This is a genomic window from Aromatoleum toluclasticum ATCC 700605 (genome assembly GCF_000378245.1).
Lineage (GTDB): Bacteria > Pseudomonadota > Gammaproteobacteria > Burkholderiales > Rhodocyclaceae > Aromatoleum > Aromatoleum toluclasticum.
This window is the reverse complement of the sequence record NZ_KB899495.1, coordinates 330113-352255: the sequence shown is the minus strand read 5'-3', so window position 1 is coordinate 352255 and position 22143 is coordinate 330113. Positions and strand designations below refer to the sequence as shown.

Here is a 22143-nt window from a genome sequence, read left to right as displayed (position 1 = left end):
AGGCTTGCGTCCCGATGTTGGCTTACTGGCGGCTTACTTGCGCAGCGCGCGCGCGAGCGCGTCGGCCATCGCGCCGGCGGCGGCGGGGCGGTCGTTGCCGCGCGACGGGGTGCGCGGGGCGTTGCGGTCCGGGCGCGGACCGTCGCTGCGGCCACGCGGCGCGTTGTCGCGCGCGCCGCCGGCCGGGCGGGTGGCCGCCGGTTCGTCGCTCATGCGCATCGTCAGCGCGATGCGGTTGCGCGGCAGGTCGACCTCCAGCACCTTCACCTTGACGACCTGGCCGGCCTTGACGACGCTGTGCGGGTCCTTGACGAAGCGCTCGGACAGCGCCGAAATGTGGACGAGGCCGTCCTGATGCACGCCGATGTCGACGAAGGCGCCGAAGTTCGTGACGTTGGTGACCACGCCTTCGAGCATCATGCCCGGCGCGAGGTCCTTGAGCGTCTCGACGCCGTCGCGGAACGAGGCGGTGCGGAACTCGGGGCGCGGGTCGCGGCCGGGTTTTTCCAGTTCGGCGAGGATGTCCTGAACGGTCGGCAGGCCGAAGCGCTCGTCGGTGAATTCGACCGGGCGCAGCGTCTTCAGGAAGCTCGCGTTGCCCATCAGTTCGCGCACGTTCTTGCTGACCTTGGCGAGGATGCGCTGGACGATCGGATAGGCCTCGGGGTGCACCGAGGAGGCGTCGAGCGGGTTTTCGCCGTTGGGAATGCGCAGGAAACCGGCGGCCTGTTCGAAGGTCTTGGGGCCGAGGCGCGGCACCTTCTTCAGCGCGTCGCGGCTCGGGAAGGGGCCGTTGGCATCGCGGTGCTCGACGATGTTGCCGGCGAGCGTGGCGTTGAGGCCGGAGATGCGCGCGAGCAGCGCCGCCGAGGCGGTGTTCACGTCGACGCCGACGGCGTTCACGCAGTCCTCGACGACGGCGTCGAGGCTCTTCGCCAGGCGCGACTGGTTGACGTCGTGCTGGTACTGGCCGACGCCGATCGACTTCGGGTCGATCTTCACGAGTTCGGCGAGCGGGTCTTGCAGGCGGCGGGCGATCGACACGGCGCCGCGCAGCGACACGTCGAGGTTGGGGAATTCGCGCGCGGCGAGCTCGGACGCGGAATACACGGACGCGCCGGCTTCGGACACCGTGACCCGGGTCAGGCGTAGTTGCGGCAGCGCTTCCATGAGGTCCGCGACGAGCTTGTCGGTTTCGCGCGAGGCGGTGCCGTTGCCGATGGCAACGAGGTCTACCGCGTGTTTTTTCGCCAGCGCGGCGAGCGTCGCGAGCGAACCCTCGCGGTCGCGGCGCGGCTCGAAGGGGTAGATCGTCGCGGTGTCGACGAGCTTGCCGGTGCGGTCGATGATTGCGACCTTCACGCCGGTGCGGATGCCGGGGTCCAGCCCCATCGTGCAGCGCGCGCCGGCCGGGGCGGCGAGCAGCAGGTCCTTGAGGTTGCGCGCGAACACGCGGATCGCCTCTTCTTCGGCACGTTCGCGCAGCTCGTTCATCAGTTCGAGTTCGAGGTGCAGCGAGATCTTCACGCTCCACGCCCAGCGCACGCTGTCGCGCAGCCAGCGGTCGGCCGGGCGGCCCTGGTCGCGCACGCCGAAGCGCGCTGCGATGCGGCCCTCGCAGGGGTGGGGCGCGTCGGGGTCGGGCTGGTCGACGGTGAGCGCGAGGCGCAGCATCCCTTCGTTGCGCCCGCGCAGCAGAGCCAGCGCGCGGTGCGAGGGCATGGAGGCGATGGGCTCGCGGAAGTCGAACCAGTCGCGGAACTTCGCCCCTTCGGTTTCCTTGCCTTCGATCACCGTCGAGCTGACCTGGCCATTTTCCTGCAGCCAGGTGCGCAGCGTGCCGAGGAGTTCGGCGTCCTCGGCGAAGCGTTCGATGAGGATCTGGCGCGCGCCGTCGAGCACGCTCTTGACGTCGGCGAAGCCGGCTTCGACGTTGAAATAGCGTTCGGCCTCGGTCTCGGGGACGAGGTTCGGGTCTTCGAGCAGCGCGAGTGCGAGCGGCTCGATGCCGGCTTCGCGGGCGATCTGGGCCTTGGTGCGGCGCTTCTGCTTGTAGGGGAGGTAGAGGTCTTCGAGGCGCTGCTTGGTCTCGGCGGAGGCGATCTCGGCGGCCAGCGCGTCGGTCATCTTGCCCTGCTCGGTGATCGAGGAGACGACGGCGGCGCGGCGATCCTCGAGCTCGCGCAGGTAGCCGAGGCGTTCTTCCAGGTTGCGCAGCTGGGTGTCGTCGAGGCCGCCCGTGACTTCCTTGCGGTAGCGGGCGATGAAGGGCACGGTGGCGCCTTCGTCGAGGAGCTGGATGGCGGCGACGACCTGGCGGGGCTGGGCCGCAAGTTCTGCGGCGATACGGTGTTCGATCGGGGGGAGCATGAGTCTCGCGGGCCGTTCAGGGGCGCCCGGCAAAGTTGGCAGTGAAGAGGGGGGCGATGGTGCAACAGGCGGCGTTGCCGATGCAAGCACAGGGTAATCGCATGAAGCCCGGTAGAGCAGAACTCGGGCTGTGGGAGCGGCTTCAGCCGCGAATCGACCGGCTCGGGTTCGTCAGGCGCCGATTCGCGGCTGAAGCCGCTCCCACGAAACCACCCACACGGGCGTGCGAGTGCCCAGGATGCGAGCACCGTCCGATTGCAGAACGTGTGGCCTCAGAGCGCAACGAGGCTCTGGCGTCCGACCCAGCTTTCCCCGGCGTCGAGCTCTATGCGCTGGCGCGCGGCGGCGGCCTCGACGCACAGCATGTGCCGGAAGCCGTTCGCGGGCATGTCGGCGAGCGCGGCGCAGCGCTCTTCCCAGGGGTTCCACACGACGACGTCGGGGAAGCCTTCAGCGTTGATGCCGAGGTGGCGATTCCTGTCGCGCAGCAGCAACGGACGCTTGACGTCGTGATAGATGCGGTCGGTCTCGTCCTCGACCACGAGCACGTCGCCGGAGTCGCGCTTGACGCGGTCGTGGTCGGCGGAGTCTCGGTAGTCGTGGCCGTAGAGCCCTTCGAGGCGTGCGTTCTCGACTTCGTGCACGCGCAGGTAGGTGTGCAGCGCGGCGGTGAAGGCGAAGGGGGCGTGGCCGGTGTTCTCGACTTCGAGTTCGACGTCGAGACGCTCGCCCTCGACGACCACGGTCAGTTCGGCGACGAAGTTCTGCGGCCAGATCGCCCAGGTGTCGTCGGTCTCGGTGAAGCGCAGCGTGACCAGCGCATAGTCGTCGCCGCTGCGTTGATCGCTTACGATCCAGGGGCGGGTGCGCAGGATGCCGTGCTTCGGGAGCTTGCCGAGTCCGGCGAACTGCGGGAAGCAGACGGGGATGCCGCCGCGGATCGCGGTGCTGCCGTCGTAGACGGCGGCGGGGCTGAGGTAGAGGTGCTCTTCGCCGCCGGCGGGAATCCATGACAGGACCTGGGCGCCGAACAGCGACACGACGGCGCGGGCGCCCGCCTGCGTGGCGAGCGCGAGGGCGGGCTGGCCGTGGAAGTCTACGGTTTCGATGGTGGCTGGCATTACGGGTGTTCAGTCCTGTAGCGCGAGCACGCCGAGTTTGACGGTGTTGTCCTCGGGATCGCTGGAAAGCACGAAGCCGAGGCCCTGCACGAACTTGAGCATGCGCTCGTTGTTGGACAGGAAGACGCCGTTCATGTACAGCAGGCCCTTGTTGCGCGCGGTCTCGATCAGTACGCCCATCAGCTTGCGCGCGAGGCCGCGGTGCTGCCAGTCGTCGGCGACGACGACCGCGAATTCGCAGGATTCGCCGTCGGGGTTGACGGCGTAGCGGCACACGCCGACTTCGACCTCGCTCGTTCCGTCCTCGCCCGGGATCGTCGCAAGGAAGGCCATTTCGCGGTCGTAGTCGATCTGCGTCAGGCGCGCGACCATCGCGGGCGGCAGTTCGCGCATGGTGTTCATGAAGCGGTAGTACTTGGTCTCGGACGACAGCTTGCGCACGAATTCGACTTCGAGTTCGGCATCTTCAGGCTTGATCGGGCGGATCGTGACAGCGGTGCCGTCGGGTTGCGTCCAGGTGCTGGTGAGCTGCGAGGGGTAGGGGTGGATCGCCATGTGGGCGTAGCGGTCCACCGATGGCGAGACGTTCTCGACCGTGACGCGCGCATCGACGGCGACGGCGCCGTGTTCGTCGACGATGAGGGGATTGATCTCCATCGTCGTGATCCACGGCAGCTCGCAGACCATTTCGGAGACGCGCAGCAGCACGAATTCCAGCGCCTCCATATTCACGGGCGGCATGGTGCGGAATTCGCCCAGCAGGCTGGCGACGCGCGACGACTTGATGAGGTCGTGCACGAGGTAATTGTTCAGCGGCGGCAGCGCGACCGCGAGATCCTTGTTGGCTTCGACGCGGTTGCCGCCTTCGCCGAAGGTGATCACCGGTCCGAAGACCGGATCGCGGCGCACGCCGACGACCAGTTCGCGGCCGTTGCGCTTCACGATCATGGGCTCGATCGCGACACCGTTGATGGCCGCATCGGGCTTGTTGCGGCGGACGTCTTCGAGGATTTCCTGATAGGCGGTGCGTACCGCGGCGAGGCTGCCCAGGTTCAGGCGAACGCCGCCCGAGTCGGCCTTGTGGATGATCGACGGCGAGTCGATCTTCATCACGACAGGCAGGCCGATCTCTTCGGCCAGCACCATCGCCTCGGTCGCCGAACGCGCGACGACGGTCTGCGCGATGGGGATGCGGAAGGCTGCAAGCAGCGCCTTGGATTCCATCTCGTTGAGCACCTTGCGGCGCTCGGCCAGCGCGGTCTCGATGACGAGACGGGCGCTTTCGATGCTCGGCGGCTTCAGGTGCGACAGCGACGCCGGCGTCTGCATCAGCAGCTTCTGGTTGCGGTAGTACGCGGACAGGTGGCTGAAGAGTTCGACGGCCGGTTCGGGCGAGCGGAAGGTGGGAATTCCCGCGGCTTCGAAGGTCTTGCGCCCTTCGCGCACGAGCTCGTCGCCCATCCAGCACGTGACGACCGGCTTGTCTGCGGTCTTTTCGACCTCGACGATGGCCTGGGCGACCGCGGTGGGATCGGTGATCGCTTGCGGCGTGAGCATCACCAGCACGCCGTCGACGTTCGGGCCCTCCAGCACGGCCTGCACCGTCTTCTTGTAGCGTTCGACGTCGGCATCGCCGAGCATGTCGACGGGATTGGCGCGCGACCAGCCGTGGGGCAGGATCGCGTTGAGTTTTTCCATCGTCCCTTCGGAGAACTCCGAGAGCGGGATTCCCAGGTCGGCGGCACGGTCTACGGCCATGACGCCCGGGCCGCCGCCGTTGGTGACGATCGCGAGACGGTTGCCGCGCGGGCGGAAGTGCGCGAACAGCGCGTTCGCAGCGGCGAAGAGCTGGCCCATGTTGTACAGGCGGATCACGCCGGCGCGGCGTAGGGCGGCGTCGAACACCGTGTCGTCGCCGCTCACCGAGCCCGAGTGCAGGCGGATTGCGCGCGCGCCCTGGGGATGGCGGCCGACCTTGATCAGCAGCACCGGCTTCACGCGGGCGGCGCCGCGCAGTGCGCTCATGAAGCGACGCGCGTCACGGATGCCTTCGACGTACATGATGATGCTCTCGGTGCGCGGGTCCGAGATCATGAATTCGAGGATTTCGCCGAAGTCGACGTCGCTCGATGAGCCGAGCGAGACGACGGTGGAGAAGCCGATGTTGCTCGGCTTGGCCCAGTCGAGGATGGAGGTGACCAGCGCGCCGGACTGGGAGATGAGGCCGATGGTGCCCTTCAGCGCGCTGACATGCGCGAAAGTCGCATTCAGGCCCAGTTCGGGACGCATGATGCCGAGGCAGTTGGGGCCGAGCAGGCGGATGCGGTAGCGGCGTGCGGCTTCGACGACGTGGCGCTCGAGTGTGGCGCCGCGCGGGCCGCTTTCGGAAAAGCCGGCGGACAGGATGATGATCGCCTTGACCCCTGCACGGCCGCAGCTTTCGACGACCGTGAGCACTTTCTCTGCCGGCACGGCGATGACGGCCAGGTCGAGCCGGTGTGGCACGTCCTCGACCGATTTGTGGCATGGAACGCCGAGCACGGCTTCGTGCCTGGGGTTCACCGCGAACAGGCGTCCGCGGAAGCCGGCGTCGAGCATGTTGCGCACGACCACGTGGCCGATCGAGTTCTCGCGCTCGCTGGCGCCTATGACCGCGACCGATTTCGGTTCGAGCAGCGGGCTGAGGTAGTGCTTTTCTTTCATTGTCATTTGCCTGGATCCAGGTTCGCCAGCCGCCGTCCGCTTGTCGCGGCACGTCGCCGGCCATGCCGCATGAATCGTGTTCGTGGTGATGCAGTCTGGTTCACCCTACGTGAAACTCAAGTTTACCGCAGTGCACAAATCTTATTGTGACATAAACGCTAACGATATCCGATCAGTACGATCCGCAGGGCCTGCCGATCGCCTGCGGCGCGCGGTGCGGCGCCGATCGTGCGCACGCGCGGCCGCGCGACTAGAATCAACCTTCTTCACGGCTTTCCGGGCTACACGGACAAATTTCCCCACCATGAAAAATATCGCCGATTACCCCAACTTCCGCCAGCAGGCCTACATCGACGGCCGCTGGTCGGATGCCGATTCGGGCGCGAGCTTCGCCGTCCGCAACCCGGCAACCGGTGAAACGATTGCGCACGTCCCCGACATGGGTGCCGCGGAGACGGCGCGCGCCATCGCCGCCGCGAATGCGGCGCTGCCTGCCTGGCGCCGCACCCTGGCGAAAGAGCGCGCGGCACTGTTGCGGCGCTGGTTCGCGCTGATCGTGGACGCGGCCGACGAACTGGCCGCGATCATGACTGCGGAGCAGGGCAAGCCGTTGGCGGAGGCGAAGGGCGAGGTGACGTATGCGGCGTCCTTCGTCGAATGGTTCGCCGAGGAAGCGAAGCGCACCATGGGCGACGTCATCCCGACCGTGGGGCAGGACCGCCGCCTGCTGGTGATCCGTCAGCCGGTGGGGGTGTGTGCGGCGATCACGCCGTGGAATTTTCCCGCGGCGATGATCACGCGCAAGGTGGCGCCGGCATTCGCCGCGGGCTGCACGGTGATCGTGAAGCCCGCGGAACAGACGCCGCTGACGGCGCTGGCGCTGATGGCGCTCGCCGAGAAGGCCGGTTTCCCGAAGGGGGTGTTCAACGTCGTCACCGGCGACCCGGTGGCGATCGGCGGGGAGCTCACCTCCAGCCCCGTCGTGCGCAAGCTGTCCTTCACGGGTTCGACCGAGGTGGGCCGCCTGCTGATGGGGCAGTGCGCGCCGACGCTGAAGAAGCTGTCGCTGGAACTCGGCGGCAATGCGCCCTTCATCGTCTTCGACGACGCGGACCTCGATGCCGCAGTCGAGGGCGCGATGGGGTCGAAGTACCGCAATGCCGGCCAGACCTGCGTGTGCGCGAACCGCCTGCTGATCCAGTCGGGCATCTACGACCGCTTCGCCGAGCGCCTCGCGGAGACGGTGAGGACGTTGCGGGTCGGCCCGGGAACCGCGGATGGCGTGCATATCGGGCCGCTGATCGACGACGCGGCGGTCGCCAAGGTCGAGAGTCATATCGCGGATGCGGTGGGGAAGGGCGCGCGCGTGCTGACCGGCGGCGGGCGCCACGCGCTGGGCGGGTCCTTCTTCGAACCCACGGTGCTGGCCGACGTGACGCCGGCGATGCGCGTCGCCCGCGAGGAAACCTTCGGCCCGGTGGCGCCGCTGTTCCGCTTCGACACCGAGGAGGAGGCGATCCGCATGGCCAACGACACGGAGTACGGCCTGGCGGCGTATTTCTTTTCGCGCGACGTGGGGCGCATCTTCCGTGTCTCGGAAGAGCTCGAATACGGCATGGTCGGCGTCAATACGGGACTGATGTCGAACGAGGTGTCGCCCTTCGGCGGCATCAAGCAGTCCGGTCTCGGGCGCGAGGGGTCGGTGTACGGCATCGAGGAATACCTCGAGATCAAGTCGATCTGCGTGGCGGGCATCGATCGATGAGCGAGGCGATCCCGGTCGGCCACCCGCAGCCGTCGGAAACCTCGGCGTGGGTGCGCCGCTTCTTGCCGCTGGTGGCGCCGGGCGGCTCCGTGCTCGACTACGCCTGCGGCAGCGGACGCCACGCGCGGCTGTTTGCGGCGCGCGGCTTTCGCGTCGTGGCGGTGGACCGCAACGCCGAGGCGCTCGCGACGCTGGCGGGGGAGCCGCGCGTCGAGCCGCGCTGCGAAGATCTCGAGGATGGCCCGTGGCCGCTGGCCGGAGAGGTTTTCGATGCGGTGGTCGTCACGAACTACCTGTTCCGGCCGCGCTTCGCCGACCTGCTCGCGTGCGTCGGACCGGGCGGCGTGCTGATCTACGAGACCTTCATGCTGGGAAACGAGCGCTTCGGGCGCCCGTCGAGTCCCGAGTTCCTGTTACGGCCGGGTGAGTTGCTCGACGCCCTGGGGGCGGGATTCACGGTGCTCGCGTTCGAACAGGGCGTTGTGGAGCGGCCGAAGTCTGCGGTCGTGCAGCGCGTGTGCGCGCTCAGGCGGGCTGCGGATTCGGTTGCCTTGCCGTCCGCTTCGGAGTGAGGAAATGTGTGGGTAGCCCCCCCGACTTTGCTTAAAGAGGTGGGGGATATACCCCATGCGGGGGTGTTCACATAGCCCGCTGAAAGGGCCATATCGGCTGCAAGCGGCGTGGTCATTGACGGAGGGAGTTTTTTCCTCCGATGGCACGCGACGTGCATGGAAGGCTACAAACCCGGCGCTCTAGTCCGGGGATAACCCGCCAACCTAGCGGAGGCCGAAAATGAGTACCCCCAACGTTACCCTGCTCAATGCCAATCGCGTCGCGCGTCTGAAGACGCCTTACACGACCCGCCGCGTCCCGGCGTCCGCTTTCGTCACGCTGCTCGGTGGTCCGCGGATTCCGCGCGCGGGCGACCTGATCCTTGCGCGTGTCGACAGGCTCGGGCAGCACCGCCACCTCGAGCTTAGCTGTGGGCGCCGCGCGCGTCTGTATGAGGGTGACGAGATCGTCCTCGCCTATGGCAACCGTTACGCACCCGACCAGTTCGAGGCCGAGGTGCCGTCCGACCTCGGCCCTTGCCATATGGTCGCCGGCGGCGGCGTGGCGGCACGCGTGATCACGCGTCACGACAAGATGCGCGGTGCGACGGTCGTGCAGCCGCTGGGGCTGCTGGGCGATCGCAATGGCCGTCCGATCAATCTCGCCGACTACGCGCTGGAGGCGCCGCGCACCGATGGTCGGCGGGCCTTCACCGTCGCCGTGGTGGGAACTTCGATGAACGCCGGCAAGACCGAGACGGCGTCGAACCTGATCCGCGGCTTTGCCAGCGCCGGGCTGCGCGTCGGGGCAGCGAAGGTGACGGGAACGGGGGCGGGCTGCGATACATGGATGATGGTGGATGCCGGTGCACAGACGGTGCTGGATTTCACTGACGCCGGGCTGCCGTCGACCTACCTTGCCGAACCCCAGGAAGTGGAGCGGGTGATGGGCACGCTGCTGGGTGTGCTGTATGCCGCCGGCGTCGATGTGGTGGTGTTCGAGGTCGCGGACGGTCTGTACCAGCGCGAGACGGCGCAGCTGTTGAAGTCGCAGGCGTTTGCGTGCGCGGTCGACGCGGTGGTCTTCGCCGCCGGCGATGCGATGGGGTCGGCCGGTGGTGTGCAATCCTTGCGTGCGATGGGCTTGCCCGTGGTTGCGGCCAGCGGCGTGCTGACGGCCTCGCCGCTGGCAATGCGCGAGGCCGCGCAGGCGACGGGACTCGACGTGCTCGATCTCGATGCGCTGCGCAGTCCCGGCATCCTCGACTTCATGGGGTTTCGGGCCGCGGAAGGCGTCGCCGTGGGAGCCATGTGATGGCGGGCGCGGCGTCGGCCGTGCCGAGCATGTGGGCCGGGGCGCGGCGCGCGATGCTGGCGGGGCTGGCCCTCAACGGCATTGCGCAGGCCGTCGTGGCACTGGCCTGCGCCTGGCTGACGCATCGCTTCTTCGACGTCGTGATCGATCAGCGCACGGGTGGCTCGGGGCTGGCGTTCGCGCTGATCGGTGCGTTGTTGGGCGCGGGGGCAACGCTCGCGGCCTTGCGCGTGGTGGAGCGGGTGCAGGCGGAACGTCTGGGGCAGGACTACGCTTCGGAGCTGAGGCTCGCGCTGTACGACAGCATGGCCGGGCAGTCGCCGCGGCGAATGCTGGCACGCAGCCGCGGCGCGACGATCCTGCGCTTCGTGGGCGATGTAAAAGGGATCCGGCGCTGGATCAGCCTTGGTTTACCGAGAATTGCGGTCGGCGTGTTGAGCGCAAGCGTGGCGCTCTCGGTACTGGCCCTGGTCAATGGAGCCATGGCCTTCGCCGCGAGCGTGGGTTTCATCGGCGCGGCGATCACGCTGGCCCTCCTCAGCGAACGGGTCGATCCCGCCGTGCGCGAAGCGCGTCGGCGGCAGGCGCGCCTTGCTGCGAACGTGAATGACAAGATCGGTGGCATTGCCGTGGTGCAGGTGTTCGATCAGGTTGCGCGCGAGCGTGCCCTGATCGAGCGTCAGGGGGCCGGTCTCGCCGATGCGATGGTTGCGCAGACGCGCGGCATGGCCGTGCTGAAGTCCGCGGCGGAATTCAGCTCGTCCTTCGCGACCGCCGGGGTGCTCCTCGCGGGCGCGATCGAGGTGGCGACGGGTGAGCTGAAGGCTTCACAGGTCGTGGGCGCAATCACGGCAGTCGGCCTGATCTCGCCCGTCTTCCGCGACTTCGGCCAGGCCTTGGGTTACTGGCGCTCTGCGCGCGTGTCGATGGAGAAGCTCGCTGCCTTCCTCGCCGCGCCGCGGTTCGTGACACCGCCACAGGAAGAGGGCAACGCGTCGCCGGGGCCGCTTGCGGCAGATGGCGGGCCGGTCGATATCGAGTTCTGCGACGTGTCGAGCGGGACCGCGTTGCGAAGCTTCAGTGCGCGCGCACCTGCGGGGGCGATGATCGCGATCGTCGGACCCAGCGGGGCCGGCAAGTCGACCTTGCTCGGAATGGCGGCCCGCCTGCTCGAACCGGACAGCGGGGAAGTCCGCGTCGCCGGAGTTCCAATCGGACACTATCGACTGTCCGACCTGCGGCGTGCGTTCGGCGTCGTGATGCCCGACCTGCCCTTGCTGCGCGGTTCGATCGAGCGCAATCTGCGCTATCGCTGGCCCGATGCGCCGGATGCCGAAATCGCCCGCGTCGCCGGCCTGTGCGGCGTCGATGAGCTGCTGGCGGACTTGCCGGATGGCGCGCGCACGCGCGTAGCGGACGCGGGGGCGAATCTGTCGTACGGACAGCGTCAGCGCATCGCTTGGGCACGGGCTCTGCTCGGAAATCCGTCGGTGCTGCTGCTGGACGAGGCCGACGCAAACCTCGATCCGGCCTCGGCACGCGGTTTCGGGCGGATTCTCGACAATTTTGCCGGGACCACACTGATGGTGACGCACAGTTATGCGCGGATGATTCAGGCTGACCTCGTCTGGTACGTCGAAGCCGGACGATTGCTTGAATCCGGCACGCCGGACGAGCTCATGGGACGCGTGAGCCGCACCCGGCGGTTGTTCCAGCGCGAAGCCAACGCGGCGGGGTGAGCACATGCTTTGCCCCCCCCATCTCTTGCCCCCGAACGATAAGCCTGCGGTCATGGCCGTCGCGCCCTGCCAGGTCACCGTGGCCTCCACGGCAGCGCCCGCAGCCGGACGGGGGGACAGGAGGCACGCAATCGAGAGTCTCGACGCGAGTGCGGTGCGGAAGCTGACGCCGCTGCGGGGCCGGATCGAGCAGCGCGCTCTCGAATCCGACGCGAGCCTGCAGTACGTCGTATACGTGCCCTCGCGCGGCGGCGCCGATGCGCCGATACTCGTTACCGTGCACGGCATCTCCCGCAATGCGTGGGAGCAGGTGAGCATGTTTGCCCCCTACGCGGAGCGTGCCGGCGTCGTGCTGGTGGCGCCTCTGTACGAGTACAAACGGTTTCCCCGTTACCAGCGGCTGACCGCCAACGAGCGTGGCGAGAGTCCCGTCGAAGTGATGGAGGCGATCGTCGCCGAAGTGGCGCGGACGACAGGGGCGAGCGGCGACCGCCTGCACCTTTTCGGTTTTTCGGGGGGCGGGCAGTTCGTGCATCGTTACGCGATGGCGTATCCCGACCGGGTGGCGGGCTATGTGGTCGGCTCGGCCGGTTGGTACACCTTTCCGGACGCGCAGCGACGCTATCCTTACGGGGCGCGTTACAGCAGGCGCCTGCAAATGGGCGGCTTCGAACTGGACCGGTTCCTCGGGGTGCCAGGGTGGGTCCTGGTGGGCGAGCGCGATGTGTACGAGGGCACGGCGATGCGCAAGACTGATCGCGTGATGACCGAGCAGGGCTTGTCCCGGGTGGAGCGCGGGATCCGTTGGGTGGATGCGGTCAACGCCAGGGCGGTCGAGCTTGGGCTGGCGGCGCCGGTACGCTTTGAGTTGCTGCCGCGCTCGCCGCATTCCTTCCGGCGCAGTATGCGCCGGGGCGAGCTCGGGCAACGGGTGTTCGGCCACTTGTTCGGGCTGGTCGAGAGCGCGGCGCGGACTGCGGAGTTGCGGGGCAAACCTTCTTCAGGGCCGGACGGAAGGGGCGCGGGATGAACGCAAGCATTCTCTCCATACGGCGGGCATGCGCGCGTGTCGTTCCCGGTTCGGCGGGCGACGCATGGGGCCGCGAATTGTCCGCCGGGGTGAATGCGGGCGCGGGGGATGCTGCAATGGCCGGAACCAGACGTGAAAAACGTGCGACGCCCGTGCTGTTGCGGCCGTTCAACCTGAGTCGCTGGTTTGCGCTGATCGGGCTGATGTCGATCTCCTCGATCTCGGCGATTGCGGGCTACCTGATCTCGGAATTCGTGACCGAGCGCATGGTCCGGCAGGAAGGCCAGTTGACCATGGAGATGGTCGAAAATCTGGTCATGACCGAGCAGTCCATGCGCAAGCTCCTCGTCGACCGCGAGCCGGTCAGCGCAGACGAGCCGGGCGGGGCGTTTGCCCACCTCGGGCGGATGCCGGGAGTGCTGAGGGCAAATGTTTACGATACGTCGCGTCGCATCCTGTGGTCGAGCGAGGCGGAGCTGATCGGACAGCAGTTCGGCGCCAACGAGGAGCTCGACGAAGCCCTCGCGGGGCAGCTCGTCGCACACGGCAAGCATCATGAGGTCGAGGAAAAGGCGGAGCACATGCATCTGGCACGTGCCGCCAACTTCTTCGTCGAGATCTACCTGCCGGTGCGCGACACGGACGGCACGATGCTGGGCGCGATCGAGTTCTACAAGAATCCCGTGGCGCTGTTCAATGCCCTGCAACAGCTCAATCGCAACATCGCGATCGGCGCCGCGCTGGCCGGACTATTCCTGTATGTCGCCCTGTTCGGCATGGTGCGGCGGGCGGACCTGCTGATCTCCGAGCAGCAGCGCCGCCTGGTCGATGCGGAGACGCTGGCCGTGGTGGGGGAGATGAGTTCCGCGGTCGCGCACGGCATCCGCAATCCGCTGGCATCGATCCGCAGCTCCGCCGAGCTGATCCTGGTCACCGACGAGCAGACGGGACGCGAGGCGGCGGGCGACATCATTTCGGAATCCGACCGGCTCGAAGCCTGGGTGCGCGAACTGCTGTCCTACTCGCGGCCACTGGACGAGAAGGCCGGCGCAGTGTTGCTCGCACCCATCGTGGCGCGCTGCGTCGAGGAGTTCGGGCGCGAACTGCACAGGCGGCACATCACGGCGTCGCTGCATATGCCGCCCCAGGTTCCGCCCGTGCATGGCGATCCGCTGCTGCTTGCGCAGGTCCTGCATAGCCTGGTGGCGAACGCGATCGAGGCAATCCAGGCCGACGGTCGGCTGGAAATCGGCTGTGAGAATACGCGCGGCGGACGCGAGGTGGTGCTCACGGTGCGCGACAGCGGTCCCGGGATGACCGCAGAGCAGTTGCAGCGGGCGGGCAAGCCGTTCTACACGACCAAGACGCAGGGGCTGGGTGTCGGGCTGGCGCTCGCCCGGCGCATCGTCGAGCGCTACGGCGGTACGATGGAAATCGACAGCACGCCGGGTTGCGGAACCGCCGTGCACCTGACGCTGACGTGCGCTTGACGGATTCGATCGGGCAGGAGAAGGGCTATGGGGCGCGCGATTCTGGTGATCGAGGACGAAGCGGTCCTCGGCAAGAACATCCGTATCTATCTCGAGCGCAGCGGCTACGACGTGCGCGTCGCGGCCAGCGCCGAGGATGGGCTGGCGCTGCTCGACGTGTTCAAGCCCGACGGGGTTATCCTCGACTTCAACCTTCCGGGCCTCAACGGTCTGGAGGCGCTGACGCGCGTGCGGGCCTTCGATTCCGGCATCCCCGTCATCATGATCACCGGGCATGGCACGGTCGAACTGGCCGTCGAGGCGATGAAGTCAGGGGCGCGCGACTTCCTGACCAAGCCGGTTGCGTTGGGCAAGCTCAAACTGCTGATCGACAAGGCTTTCGACGAGAAGCAGCGCGACAGTGCATTGGACTACTACCATCGCCGCGAGGCCGATGCCACGGACCTGGCCAGCCTGTTCGGCGACTCCGCGCCCATGGTCGGGCTGAAGAACACGCTGCGCCAGCTGCTCGACGCGGAATCGCAGTTGCAAGACACCGATGCGCCGGCCGTGTTGGTGCTGGGTGAAACGGGAACCGGCAAGGAGCTGGTGGCGCGGGCACTGCACTTCAACGGGCCGCGGCGCGACAAGCCCTTCGTCGAACTGAATTGCGCGTCGATTCCCGCGCAACTGCTCGAGTCCGAACTGTTCGGCTACGAACGCGGCGCCTTTACCGATGCGCGCGAGCGCAAGCTGGGCCTCGTCGAGACGGCCGAGGGGGGTACCCTGTTCCTCGACGAGATCGGCGACATGGACCTGTCCCTGCAGGCCAAGCTGCTGAAGCTGCTGGAAGAAAAGACCGTGCGGCGCATCGGCAGCCTGCGCGACCAGCGCGTGAACGTGCGCATCGTCGCCGCCACGCATCGGCCGATGGAAACCCTGGTGCGCGAAGGCAGCTTCCGCGCCGACCTCTACTTCCGCCTGTGCGTGTTCCAGCTGAGCCTGCCGCCGCTGCGCGAGCGCGGGGCCGACATCCTGTCGCTGGCACGTCATTTCGTTGCGCTGCACGCCGCGCGTTACGGCAAGAACCCGCCCGCACTGACACCAGAGGCCGAGGCGCTGCTGCTCGCGCACTGCTGGCCGGGCAACGTACGCGAGTTGCGCAACGTGCTTGAACAGGCCGTACTGCTGGCGACAGGGCCGGAAATCGACGTTTCTCAGCTAGCGCTGTCGACCGGCGTCACGGTGCCGCCGCCGCCGCTGCCGCATGCCGTGCCGGAGTTCGCGCCCGCGGCGGCGGCCGCGTCCTCCGCGCCGCTGACGCTGGAGGACATGGAGCGCCGCGCGTTGCTCGACGCGCTGCGCCAGACCGGTTGGAACGTGTCGCGTGCGGCCCGCGTGCTCGGTATCAGCCGCGATACCTTGCGCTACCGCATCGACAAGTTCGGGCTCACGGTGACCCACCTGTGACGACGCTCACGGCTGCGCCGCGAGGATCCGCTGCGCCAGCTCGCGGATGCCTGCGGGTGTGAGGTCGTTGCAGGCGAAGCTCGGCGCCTCCGGGAAACGTGCGAAATTGCGGTTCTGCGAGCGCTGGTAGAGCGGGTCGTAATGCAGGTCGATGAACTCGCCGTACAGCGTGTGCAGGTCTTGCTGGCGGGCGAGATCCTTCCAGCGGTCGATGACCTCGTTGCTCTGCAGGCCGCGCAGGAAATTGATGCGGTTCTGCAGGTCGGGCACGTCGTCGCCGAGATAGTCGTAGTCGCGCACCAGAAATTCGATGCGCGCGTCGCGCGTGGCCTCGATCGCAACGCAGGGGCTCGCCCGCATGTGGGCGATCAGGCCCTCGGGCAGGTGGATGCGGCCGATCTTGCGGCTTTCCGCCTCGACGAAGACCGGGTGCGCGGGGTCGAAGCCGTGCAGCTTTTCGTACAGGCGGGTCTCGAAGGACTTCTGCGTCGGCTGCGGACGGTCGGGCAGGGCGCCCAGCACCGACCCCTTGTGCGCGGCGAGATCCTCCAGGTCGAGCACCTGCGCGCCGAGCGCCGCGAGCTGCTCGAGCACGCGCGTCTTGCCGCTGCCGGTCGCCCCGCAGAGCACGCGCAGGTCGAAGCGCTGCGGCAGGGTTTCCAGTTCGGTGACGACCATGCGGCGCCAGTTCTTGTAGCCGCCTTCGAGCTGGCACGCATCCCAGCCGATGAGCCGCAGCCAGGTCACGAAGGAGCCGCTGCGCTGGCCGCCGCGCCAGCAGTAGACGAGCGGGCGCCAGTCCTTGGGCTTGTCCTGGAAGCGCTCGCGCAGGTGGCGGGCGATGTTCTCGGCGACCATCGCGGCGCCGATGCGGCGCGCGTCGAAAGCCGACTGCTGCTTGTAGATGGTGCCGACGATGGCACGTTGCTCGTTGTCCAGCACCGGGCAGCTGATTGCGCCGGGGATGTGGTCCTCCTCGAATTCCGCGGGGCTGCGGGCGTCGATGAACTCGTCAAAGGTGTTCAGCTGTGCTACGGTCGCGATGCCTTTTTTCATGCCTTGTCGCGGCGCGCCGGTGTTCGCCGGACGGCCGTCTTTCCCCTTCGGAATCCATGGATCAGATCAAACTTACGCAATTCTCCCACGGCGGCGGATGCGGCTGCAAAATCGCTCCCGCGGTGCTGTCGAAACTCCTCGCGCACGCGCCGGCCGGCATTGTCCCGCCCGAGCTGCTGGTGGGCACCGAAACCGCCGACGATGCGGCCGTGTACCAGCTGAACGAGCGGCAGGCCATCGTCGCGACGACCGATTTCTTCACCCCCATCGTCGACGATCCCTACGATTTCGGCCGCATCGCCGCGACCAATGCGCTGTCCGACGTGTACGCGATGGGCGGGCGTCCCATCATGGCGCTGGCGCTCGTGGGCATGCCGCTCGACAAGCTGCCGCCCGAGGTGATCGGCCGCATCCTCGAAGGTGGCGCCTCGGTGTGCCGCGACGCGGGCATCCCGATCGCCGGCGGCCACTCCATCGACGTGCTGGAGCCGATCTACGGCCTCGTCGGGCTGGGCGTCGTCGATCCGGCGCAGGTCAAGAAGAACGCCGGCGCGCAGGCGGGCGACGTGCTGATCCTGACTAAGCCGCTGGGCATCGGCATCCTCTCCGCGGGCCTCAAGAAGGGCTTGCTGACGGATGCGGACTACGCCGAGATGCTGCGCTGGACGACACTGCTCAATCGCGTCGGCGCACGCCTTGCCGGCATGGGCGGCGTGCATGCGGTGACCGACGTCACGGGCTTCGGCCTCGCCGGGCACCTGCTGGAGATCTGTCGCGGTTCGAAGCTCGGCGCGACCGTGAACTTCGATGCGCTGCCGAAGATCGCCGCTGCCGAGAAGCTCGTGCGCGACGGCGTCGCCACCGGGGCCTCGACGCGCAACTGGGCGAGCTATGGCGAGGACGTGGCGCTGCCCGCCGATGCGCCGGAGTGGCAGCGCAAGTTCATCACCGACCCGCAGACCAGCGGCGGCCTGTTGATCGCCTGCTCCGAGTCCGGCGTCGATGCGGTGCTGGCGGCGATCCGCGAGGAGCAGCGCAGCGAGGGCCACGTCATCGGACGCATGGTCGCCGGCCGGGCGGTGCTGCACGTCGAATGAGAAGGATGCGGGCCGGGTTGTTCCGGCCCGGCAGGCTGCCTCAGCCTTTGAGCAGCGCCCTCAGCCCCTTCCATACCGTTTCGACGATCAAGGGCTGGGCCTCGGCGGTCGGATGGATGCCGTCGGGCTGGAACAATTCCGGCTTGTCGGCAAAGCCGTCGAGCAGGAAGGGGACGAGGGGCACCTTCTCGCTTCGTGCGACCTCGACGAAGGTCTCGTGGAAACGCCGCGTGTATGCGGGGCCGTAGTTGGGCGGCAGCTGCATCCCGACAAGCAGGATCTTCGCGCCCTTGCCGCGTGCGGCCTGGATCATGGCGCTGAGGTTTTCGCCCATCAGCGCGGGTTGCAGGCCGCGCAGGCCGTCGTTGGCGCCGAGTTCGAGGATCAGGAAATCCGGTTTGTGCCGGTCGAGCGCTGCAGTCAGGCGCGAGCGCCCTCCGGCCGTGGTTTCGCCGCTGACGGAGGCATTGATCACGGTATGGCGGAACCCTTCGCGTGCAAGACGCGTCTGCAGCAAGGTGGGCCAGTCTTCCTTCGGCCGCAGGCCGTAGCCGGCGGACAGGCTGTCGCCCCACACCAGTATCGTTGCCGCCTGCGCGGCGCCCGACAACAGGATCGCAAACAAGAAGGTCACGATGGATCGCAGCGGCATTGAGTTCTCCGTTCCGGTGATGCAGGTTTCGGCTCTTTCCAAGAGCGTCGAGCTGGCCGATGGCCAGGGCGCGCTCCGGATTCTGCAGGATGTCACGTTCAGCGTCGCGACCGGCGAGTCCGTCGCGATCGTCGGTGCTTCGGGCTCGGGCAAATCCACGCTGCTCGGATTGCTCGCCGGGCTGGATGTTCCGAGCAGCGGCGACGTGCGGATTCTCGGCCGCGACCTGTTCGCGCTCGGCGAGGACGATCGCGCGGCCCTGCGCGGCGAGTCGATCGGTTTCGTATTCCAGGCCTTCCAGTTGCTGCCGGCGCTGACCGCGCTCGAGAACGTCATGCTGCCGCTGGAACTCGCCGGCGCCCGCGATGCGGCGGCCACGGCACGGAAGTGGCTCGAGCGCGTGGGGCTCGGCAGCCGCCTGCGCCATTATCCCAAGCATCTCTCCGGCGGCGAACAGCAGCGCGTCGCGCTGGCGCGCGCCTTTGCCCCCGATCCGCGCCTGCTCCTCGCCGACGAGCCCACCGGCAATCTCGACGCGGAGACCGGCGAAGCGGTGATCGAGCTGATGTTCGCGCTGAACCGGGAATCCGGCACGACGCTGATTCTCGTGACGCACGACGAGTCCCTCGCTGCACGCTGCAACCGCGTCCTGCACATGCAGGCGGGACGCCTTACCGAACCGGCGCTGCGGCCCGCCTGAAGCTGCGGGTTCAGGCCGCCGTCGCGGCAATGCGGCGCAGCACGCGCGACGCGGCGTTGATTCCCGAGCGCACGGCCGACTCCAGCGTCGCCGGGTAATCCGAATCGAGGTAGTCGCCGGCGAGCCACAGCCCCGGCACGGGCGTCTGCGCGCCGGGCCGTGAGACGCCCGGACGGCAGGCGAAGGTCGCGCGCCTTTCGGTGATCACCTGCGACCACTCGAGCGGCGGCAGGCGCTGGTCGAGTTCCTGCTCGAGCTGCGCATGCACGGCGAGCAGCAGGTCTTCGCGCGACAGCGCGTCATGCGGTCCGTGCGCGCTGATGACGCAGGCGACGAGGCCCTGCGGTCCGCCGAGCTGGCCGCGGTCGAAGGCCCACTGGGCCGGGCCGCGCGCGAGGCCGATCATCGCGTAGGGCAGTCGCACCGTCGGCCCGAGCGCGAGGTAGACGGTCGTGATCGGCTCGCTCGGCAGTGCGGCGATCATCGCCGAGAGCCGCTCGCAGTGGCCGACGGAATTCAGCAGGGCAGTGGCGTGGTGGGGCGCCGTCGCGAGCACCACCTGCGCATAGATCTGCCGGGGCGAAGGGTCGCCTTCGAGCCGGAATCCGCCGTGCTCCTGATGGATCGCTTCGACCGGCGTACCGGTGCGCAGCTTGCCGCGCCGCACGGCGAGGTAGCGCGCTGCCGGGACGGGGAACAGTTCTGACAGGTCGACGCGCGGGATCAGCAACTCGCTCGCAGCCGCGCCCGCGCCGAGGCTGTCGCGCAGCACGTTCGCAAATACCTGTGCCGAGGCTTCGGCGAGCGGCGTGTTCAGCGCGGCGACGCACAGCGGTTCCCACACCAGCCGGACGAGGCCTTGCGGCTGACGCAGCTCGTGCAGCAGCGCGGCCACGCTCTGCCCGGAGTCGACGCGGAAGCGCCGTTTTTTCAGCACGCGCATCAGGCGCAGCATCGCAAGCCGGTCGGCCCAGCTCAGGCCCTTGGCGCTCAGCAGGCCGAGCGCCAAGTGCAGCGGGGCGGGCAGGCGGGCGGCCTGCAGGTGCAGCTGCCCCGGTGTGTGCAGGGTGAGCGGCAGGTGCGCGAGCTCCTTGGGCGAGCCTCCGGTCATGCGCAGCAGGCGCAGCAGTTCGCCGTAGGCGCCGAGCAGGATGTGCTGCCCGTTATCGATACGCCTGCCGTCCTTCGCGACCACGCGCGCCCGTCCGCCGAGCGTGTGCGAGCGCTCGAACACGGTCACCTGCACGCCGCGCCGGGCGAGTTCGACCGCGCACGCCAGGCCGGCATAGCCGGCGCCGATGACCGCGACCGGATGACTCATCGCCGCGCCCGCCGCGTCGTCATGCGCGCACCCAGGTCTTGCCGGCGATCCACAGCTTGCGCACCGGCGTCAGCGAGGTGCGGCGGTCGAGCACGAGGAAGCCGTCGCTGGCGATCTCGCGCAGCAGGGTGCGGTAGATCGCCGCCATCACCAGGCCGGGGCGCTGGCTCTTGCGGTCGGCCGCGGGGAGCTGGGCCAGCGCCTGGTCGTAGAACTTCTCGGCGCGCTCGGCTTGGTAGGCCATCAGCGCACGGAAGTTGTCGTCGTGGCGCCCCTCCATGATCTGGCTCGCCGGGACCTTGAAGCGCTGCAGGTCCTCGATCGGCAGGTAGATGCGGCCGCGGCGCGCGTCCTCGCCGACATCGCGGATGATGTTGGTGAGCTGGAAGGCCATGCCGAGGTCGTGCGCGTATTTCAGCGTCTGGCGCTCGCGGTAGCCGAAGATCTCGGCGGCGAGCAGGCCGACGACGCTGGCGACGCGGTAGCAGTAGAGCTGCAGACCCTTGAAGTCGAGATAACGGCTCTGCGTGAGGTCCATCTCCATGCCGTCGATGATCTCGAGCAGCTGTTCGCGCGGCAGGTTGAAGCGCGCGGCGACGTCCTTCAGCGCGAAGCCGACCGGATGACTGGGGGAGCCGGCATACGCCTGCGCAAGCTCCTTGCGCCACCAGTCGAGCTTGGTCTGCGCGACCTGCACCTCGTGGCATTCGTCGACGACGTCATCCACCTCGCGGCAGAACGCATACAGGGCCGTGATGGCCCGGCGGCGCTCCGGCGGCAGGAACATGAAGCTGTAGTAGAAGCTGGAGCCGCTTTTCGCAGCCTTGTCGTGACAGTAATCGTGCGGATTCATCGGTTTCTCGGGTAATGCACGGCCCGCCAGGCGAGGCGCGGCCAGTCGCTGCGGGTGAGGGTGGGTCGGCGGCGGAACACGTCGTAGTCCACCTTCTCGATGCGTTCGAGGATGCGCAGGCCGCCCAGCACCATCAGGCGCAGCTCCCAGCCGATGCGTCCCGGCAGTTGCCGTGCGAGCGGCGCCCCTTCGAGCATCATCGCGCGCGCACGTTGCACTTCGAAGTCCATCAGGGCGCGCCACGCATCGTCGCAGCGGCGGCCATCGATGCGCGCTTCATCGACGCCGAAGCGCGCCATGTCGGCCTGCGGCAGGTAGATGCGCTGCTTGCGCCAGTCGATCGCGACGTCCTGCCAGAAATTGATGAGCTGCAGGCTGGTGCAGATCAGGTCGGAGCGGCGCAGGTTGTCCGGGGTCGCAGCGTCATAGAGGTGCAGCAGCAGCCGCCCGACGGGGTTCGCCGAGCGGCGGCAGTAGTCGAGCAGTTCGGCGAAGTCGGCATAGCGCGTCTTGCCGACGTCCTGGCTGAAGGCGTCGAGCAGGTCGCGGAAGTACTGCAGCGGCAGCTCGTAGGCACGGACGTTCGCCGCGAGGCGGGTGAAGATCGGTACGAGCGAGGCATCCCGCGGCGGCTGGCCGGCGCCGATCGCATTCAGTTCGATGCGGTAGTCGTTGAGCCGTGCCAATCGCGCAACGGGCGCCATGTCGCCCTCGTCGGCGACGTCGTCGGCGCTGCGCGCGAACGCGTAGATCGCCTCCACGGGCTCGCGCAGGCGGGCCGGAAGCAGGAGCGACGCGACAGGAAAGTTTTCGTAGTGGTCGACGGGCATGATCGGGGCGTCGCGAGTATACGCGAAGCCGCGTCCGCCGCCGCACGGCACGCCAGGGCAATCGCAGGAACCAGGTGCGGGGCTTCGCGTGAGAGCTGTTA

The 22143-nt window shown here is 68.1% G+C and carries 17 protein-coding genes; 9 read left to right on the top strand and 8 right to left on the bottom strand.

The window, feature by feature from the left end; all coding sequences use genetic code 11:
* Positions 1 to 33 precede the first annotated feature (33 nt).
* From F464_RS0111025 to F464_RS0111015, 3 genes are all read right to left on the bottom strand, one after another.
* Positions 34 to 2370, bottom strand: coding sequence for a Tex family protein (locus F464_RS0111025; RefSeq protein ID WP_018989866.1), 2337 nt, complete (start codon positions 2368 to 2370; stop codon positions 34 to 36).
* 272 nt (positions 2371 to 2642) lie between these two features.
* Positions 2643 to 3491 (bottom strand): D-hexose-6-phosphate mutarotase, encoded by an 849-nt coding sequence (locus F464_RS0111020; RefSeq protein WP_018989865.1) that lies wholly within the window; start codon positions 3489 to 3491, stop codon positions 2643 to 2645.
* A gap of 9 nt (positions 3492 to 3500) precedes the next feature.
* Positions 3501 to 6194 carry a bifunctional acetate--CoA ligase family protein/GNAT family N-acetyltransferase gene (locus tag F464_RS0111015; protein WP_018989864.1) on the bottom strand — a complete coding sequence of 898 codons (2694 nt, stop codon included), beginning with the start codon at positions 6192 to 6194 and terminating at the stop codon, positions 3501 to 3503.
* Positions 6195 to 6498: 304 nt separating this feature from the next.
* Here F464_RS0111015 and F464_RS0111010 point away from each other — a divergent pair, with 304 nt between their 5' ends.
* The 7 genes from F464_RS0111010 to F464_RS0110980 all read left to right on the top strand — a co-directional run bounded on the left by F464_RS0111010 (position 6499) and on the right by F464_RS0110980 (position 15533).
* A complete protein-coding gene (locus F464_RS0111010; RefSeq protein ID WP_018989862.1) occupies positions 6499 to 7959 on the top strand; it encodes an NAD-dependent succinate-semialdehyde dehydrogenase in 1461 nt (486 codons plus the stop codon).
* Positions 7956 to 8531, top strand: a complete 576-nt coding sequence (locus F464_RS0111005; RefSeq protein WP_018989861.1) for a class I SAM-dependent methyltransferase — start codon at positions 7956 to 7958, stop codon at positions 8529 to 8531. The genes F464_RS0111010 and F464_RS0111005 overlap by 4 nt, the downstream gene beginning before the upstream one ends.
* Positions 8532 to 8751: 220 nt before the next feature.
* A complete protein-coding gene (locus tag F464_RS0111000) occupies positions 8752 to 9825 on the top strand; it encodes a P-loop NTPase family protein (RefSeq protein WP_018989860.1) in 1074 nt (357 codons plus the stop codon).
* Positions 9825 to 11564 (top strand): ABC transporter ATP-binding protein, encoded by a 1740-nt coding sequence (locus F464_RS0110995; RefSeq protein ID WP_018989859.1) that lies wholly within the window; start codon positions 9825 to 9827, stop codon positions 11562 to 11564. Before F464_RS0111000 ends, F464_RS0110995 begins: the two co-directional genes overlap by 1 nt.
* Before the next feature lie 154 nt (positions 11565 to 11718).
* Positions 11719 to 12594: an alpha/beta fold hydrolase gene (locus tag F464_RS28325; protein ID WP_157353700.1), complete on the top strand. Its 876-nt coding sequence runs from the start codon at positions 11719 to 11721 to the stop codon at positions 12592 to 12594.
* Positions 12595 to 12710: 116 nt separating this feature from the next.
* On the top strand, positions 12711 to 14084 hold the full coding sequence (locus F464_RS0110985; protein WP_018989857.1) for a sensor histidine kinase: 1374 nt from the start codon (positions 12711 to 12713) through the stop codon (positions 14082 to 14084).
* A gap of 27 nt (positions 14085 to 14111) precedes the next feature.
* Positions 14112 to 15533 (top strand): sigma-54-dependent transcriptional regulator, encoded by a 1422-nt coding sequence (locus F464_RS0110980; protein WP_018989856.1) that lies wholly within the window; start codon positions 14112 to 14114, stop codon positions 15531 to 15533.
* Positions 15534 to 15539: 6 nt separating this feature from the next.
* On the opposite strand, the gene mnmH is transcribed toward F464_RS0110980, so the two are convergent.
* Complete coding sequence (gene mnmH, locus F464_RS0110975; RefSeq protein WP_018989855.1) at positions 15540 to 16589, bottom strand: tRNA 2-selenouridine(34) synthase MnmH; 1050 nt, start codon at positions 16587 to 16589, stop codon at positions 15540 to 15542.
* A gap of 56 nt (positions 16590 to 16645) precedes the next feature.
* Between mnmH and selD the strand changes: the two genes are divergently transcribed.
* Positions 16646 to 17686 carry a selenide, water dikinase SelD gene (selD, locus tag F464_RS0110970; RefSeq protein WP_018989854.1) on the top strand — a complete coding sequence of 347 codons (1041 nt, stop codon included), beginning with the start codon at positions 16646 to 16648 and terminating at the stop codon, positions 17684 to 17686.
* Between the two features lie 40 nt (positions 17687 to 17726).
* Here the strand turns inward: selD and F464_RS0110965 are convergent, their stop codons facing one another.
* Complete coding sequence (locus F464_RS0110965) at positions 17727 to 18338, bottom strand: arylesterase (RefSeq protein WP_018989853.1); 612 nt, start codon at positions 18336 to 18338, stop codon at positions 17727 to 17729.
* Here F464_RS0110965 and F464_RS0110960 point away from each other — a divergent pair.
* Positions 18322 to 19038: an ABC transporter ATP-binding protein gene (locus F464_RS0110960; protein ID WP_018989852.1), complete on the top strand. Its 717-nt coding sequence runs from the start codon at positions 18322 to 18324 to the stop codon at positions 19036 to 19038. The genes F464_RS0110965 and F464_RS0110960 overlap by 17 nt on opposite strands.
* A gap of 10 nt (positions 19039 to 19048) precedes the next feature.
* Here F464_RS0110960 and hpnE read toward each other — a convergent pair whose 3' ends face one another.
* From hpnE to hpnC, 3 genes are read right to left on the bottom strand one after another with little or no spacing between them, the layout of a single operon-like run.
* Positions 19049 to 20359, bottom strand: coding sequence for a hydroxysqualene dehydroxylase HpnE (gene hpnE, locus F464_RS0110955; RefSeq protein ID WP_018989851.1), 1311 nt, complete (start codon positions 20357 to 20359; stop codon positions 19049 to 19051).
* A gap of 19 nt (positions 20360 to 20378) precedes the next feature.
* A complete protein-coding gene (hpnD, locus tag F464_RS0110950; RefSeq protein WP_018989850.1) occupies positions 20379 to 21212 on the bottom strand; it encodes a presqualene diphosphate synthase HpnD in 834 nt (277 codons plus the stop codon).
* Positions 21209 to 22042: a squalene synthase HpnC gene (hpnC, locus tag F464_RS0110945; RefSeq protein WP_026295919.1), complete on the bottom strand. Its 834-nt coding sequence runs from the start codon at positions 22040 to 22042 to the stop codon at positions 21209 to 21211. Before hpnC ends, hpnD begins: the two co-directional genes overlap by 4 nt.
* Between the last annotated feature and the right edge of the window lie 101 nt (positions 22043 to 22143).

Coding starts and splice junctions, on each gene's coding strand:
- selD (WP_018989854.1), top strand. CDS start 16,646: ATGGATCAGATCAAACTTACGCAATTCTCCCACGGCGGCGGATGCGGC.
- F464_RS0110965 (WP_018989853.1), bottom strand. CDS start 18,338: ATGCCGCTGCGATCCATCGTGACCTTCTTGTTTGCGATCCTGTTGTCG.
- F464_RS0111025 (WP_018989866.1), bottom strand. CDS start 2,370: ATGCTCCCCCCGATCGAACACCGTATCGCCGCAGAACTTGCGGCCCAG.
- F464_RS0110985 (WP_018989857.1), top strand. CDS start 12,711: ATGGCCGGAACCAGACGTGAAAAACGTGCGACGCCCGTGCTGTTGCGG.
- F464_RS0111020 (WP_018989865.1), bottom strand. CDS start 3,491: ATGCCAGCCACCATCGAAACCGTAGACTTCCACGGCCAGCCCGCCCTC.
- hpnE (WP_018989851.1), bottom strand. CDS start 20,359: ATGAGTCATCCGGTCGCGGTCATCGGCGCCGGCTATGCCGGCCTGGCG.
- F464_RS0110960 (WP_018989852.1), top strand. CDS start 18,322: ATGGATCGCAGCGGCATTGAGTTCTCCGTTCCGGTGATGCAGGTTTCG.
- F464_RS0111015 (WP_018989864.1), bottom strand. CDS start 6,194: ATGAAAGAAAAGCACTACCTCAGCCCGCTGCTCGAACCGAAATCGGTC.
- F464_RS0111005 (WP_018989861.1), top strand. CDS start 7,956: ATGAGCGAGGCGATCCCGGTCGGCCACCCGCAGCCGTCGGAAACCTCG.
- F464_RS0111010 (WP_018989862.1), top strand. CDS start 6,499: ATGAAAAATATCGCCGATTACCCCAACTTCCGCCAGCAGGCCTACATC.
- F464_RS0110980 (WP_018989856.1), top strand. CDS start 14,112: ATGGGGCGCGCGATTCTGGTGATCGAGGACGAAGCGGTCCTCGGCAAG.
- mnmH (WP_018989855.1), bottom strand. CDS start 16,589: ATGAAAAAAGGCATCGCGACCGTAGCACAGCTGAACACCTTTGACGAG.
- hpnD (WP_018989850.1), bottom strand. CDS start 21,212: ATGAATCCGCACGATTACTGTCACGACAAGGCTGCGAAAAGCGGCTCC.
- hpnC (WP_026295919.1), bottom strand. CDS start 22,042: ATGCCCGTCGACCACTACGAAAACTTTCCTGTCGCGTCGCTCCTGCTT.
- F464_RS0110995 (WP_018989859.1), top strand. CDS start 9,825: ATGGCGGGCGCGGCGTCGGCCGTGCCGAGCATGTGGGCCGGGGCGCGG.
- F464_RS0111000 (WP_018989860.1), top strand. CDS start 8,752: ATGAGTACCCCCAACGTTACCCTGCTCAATGCCAATCGCGTCGCGCGT.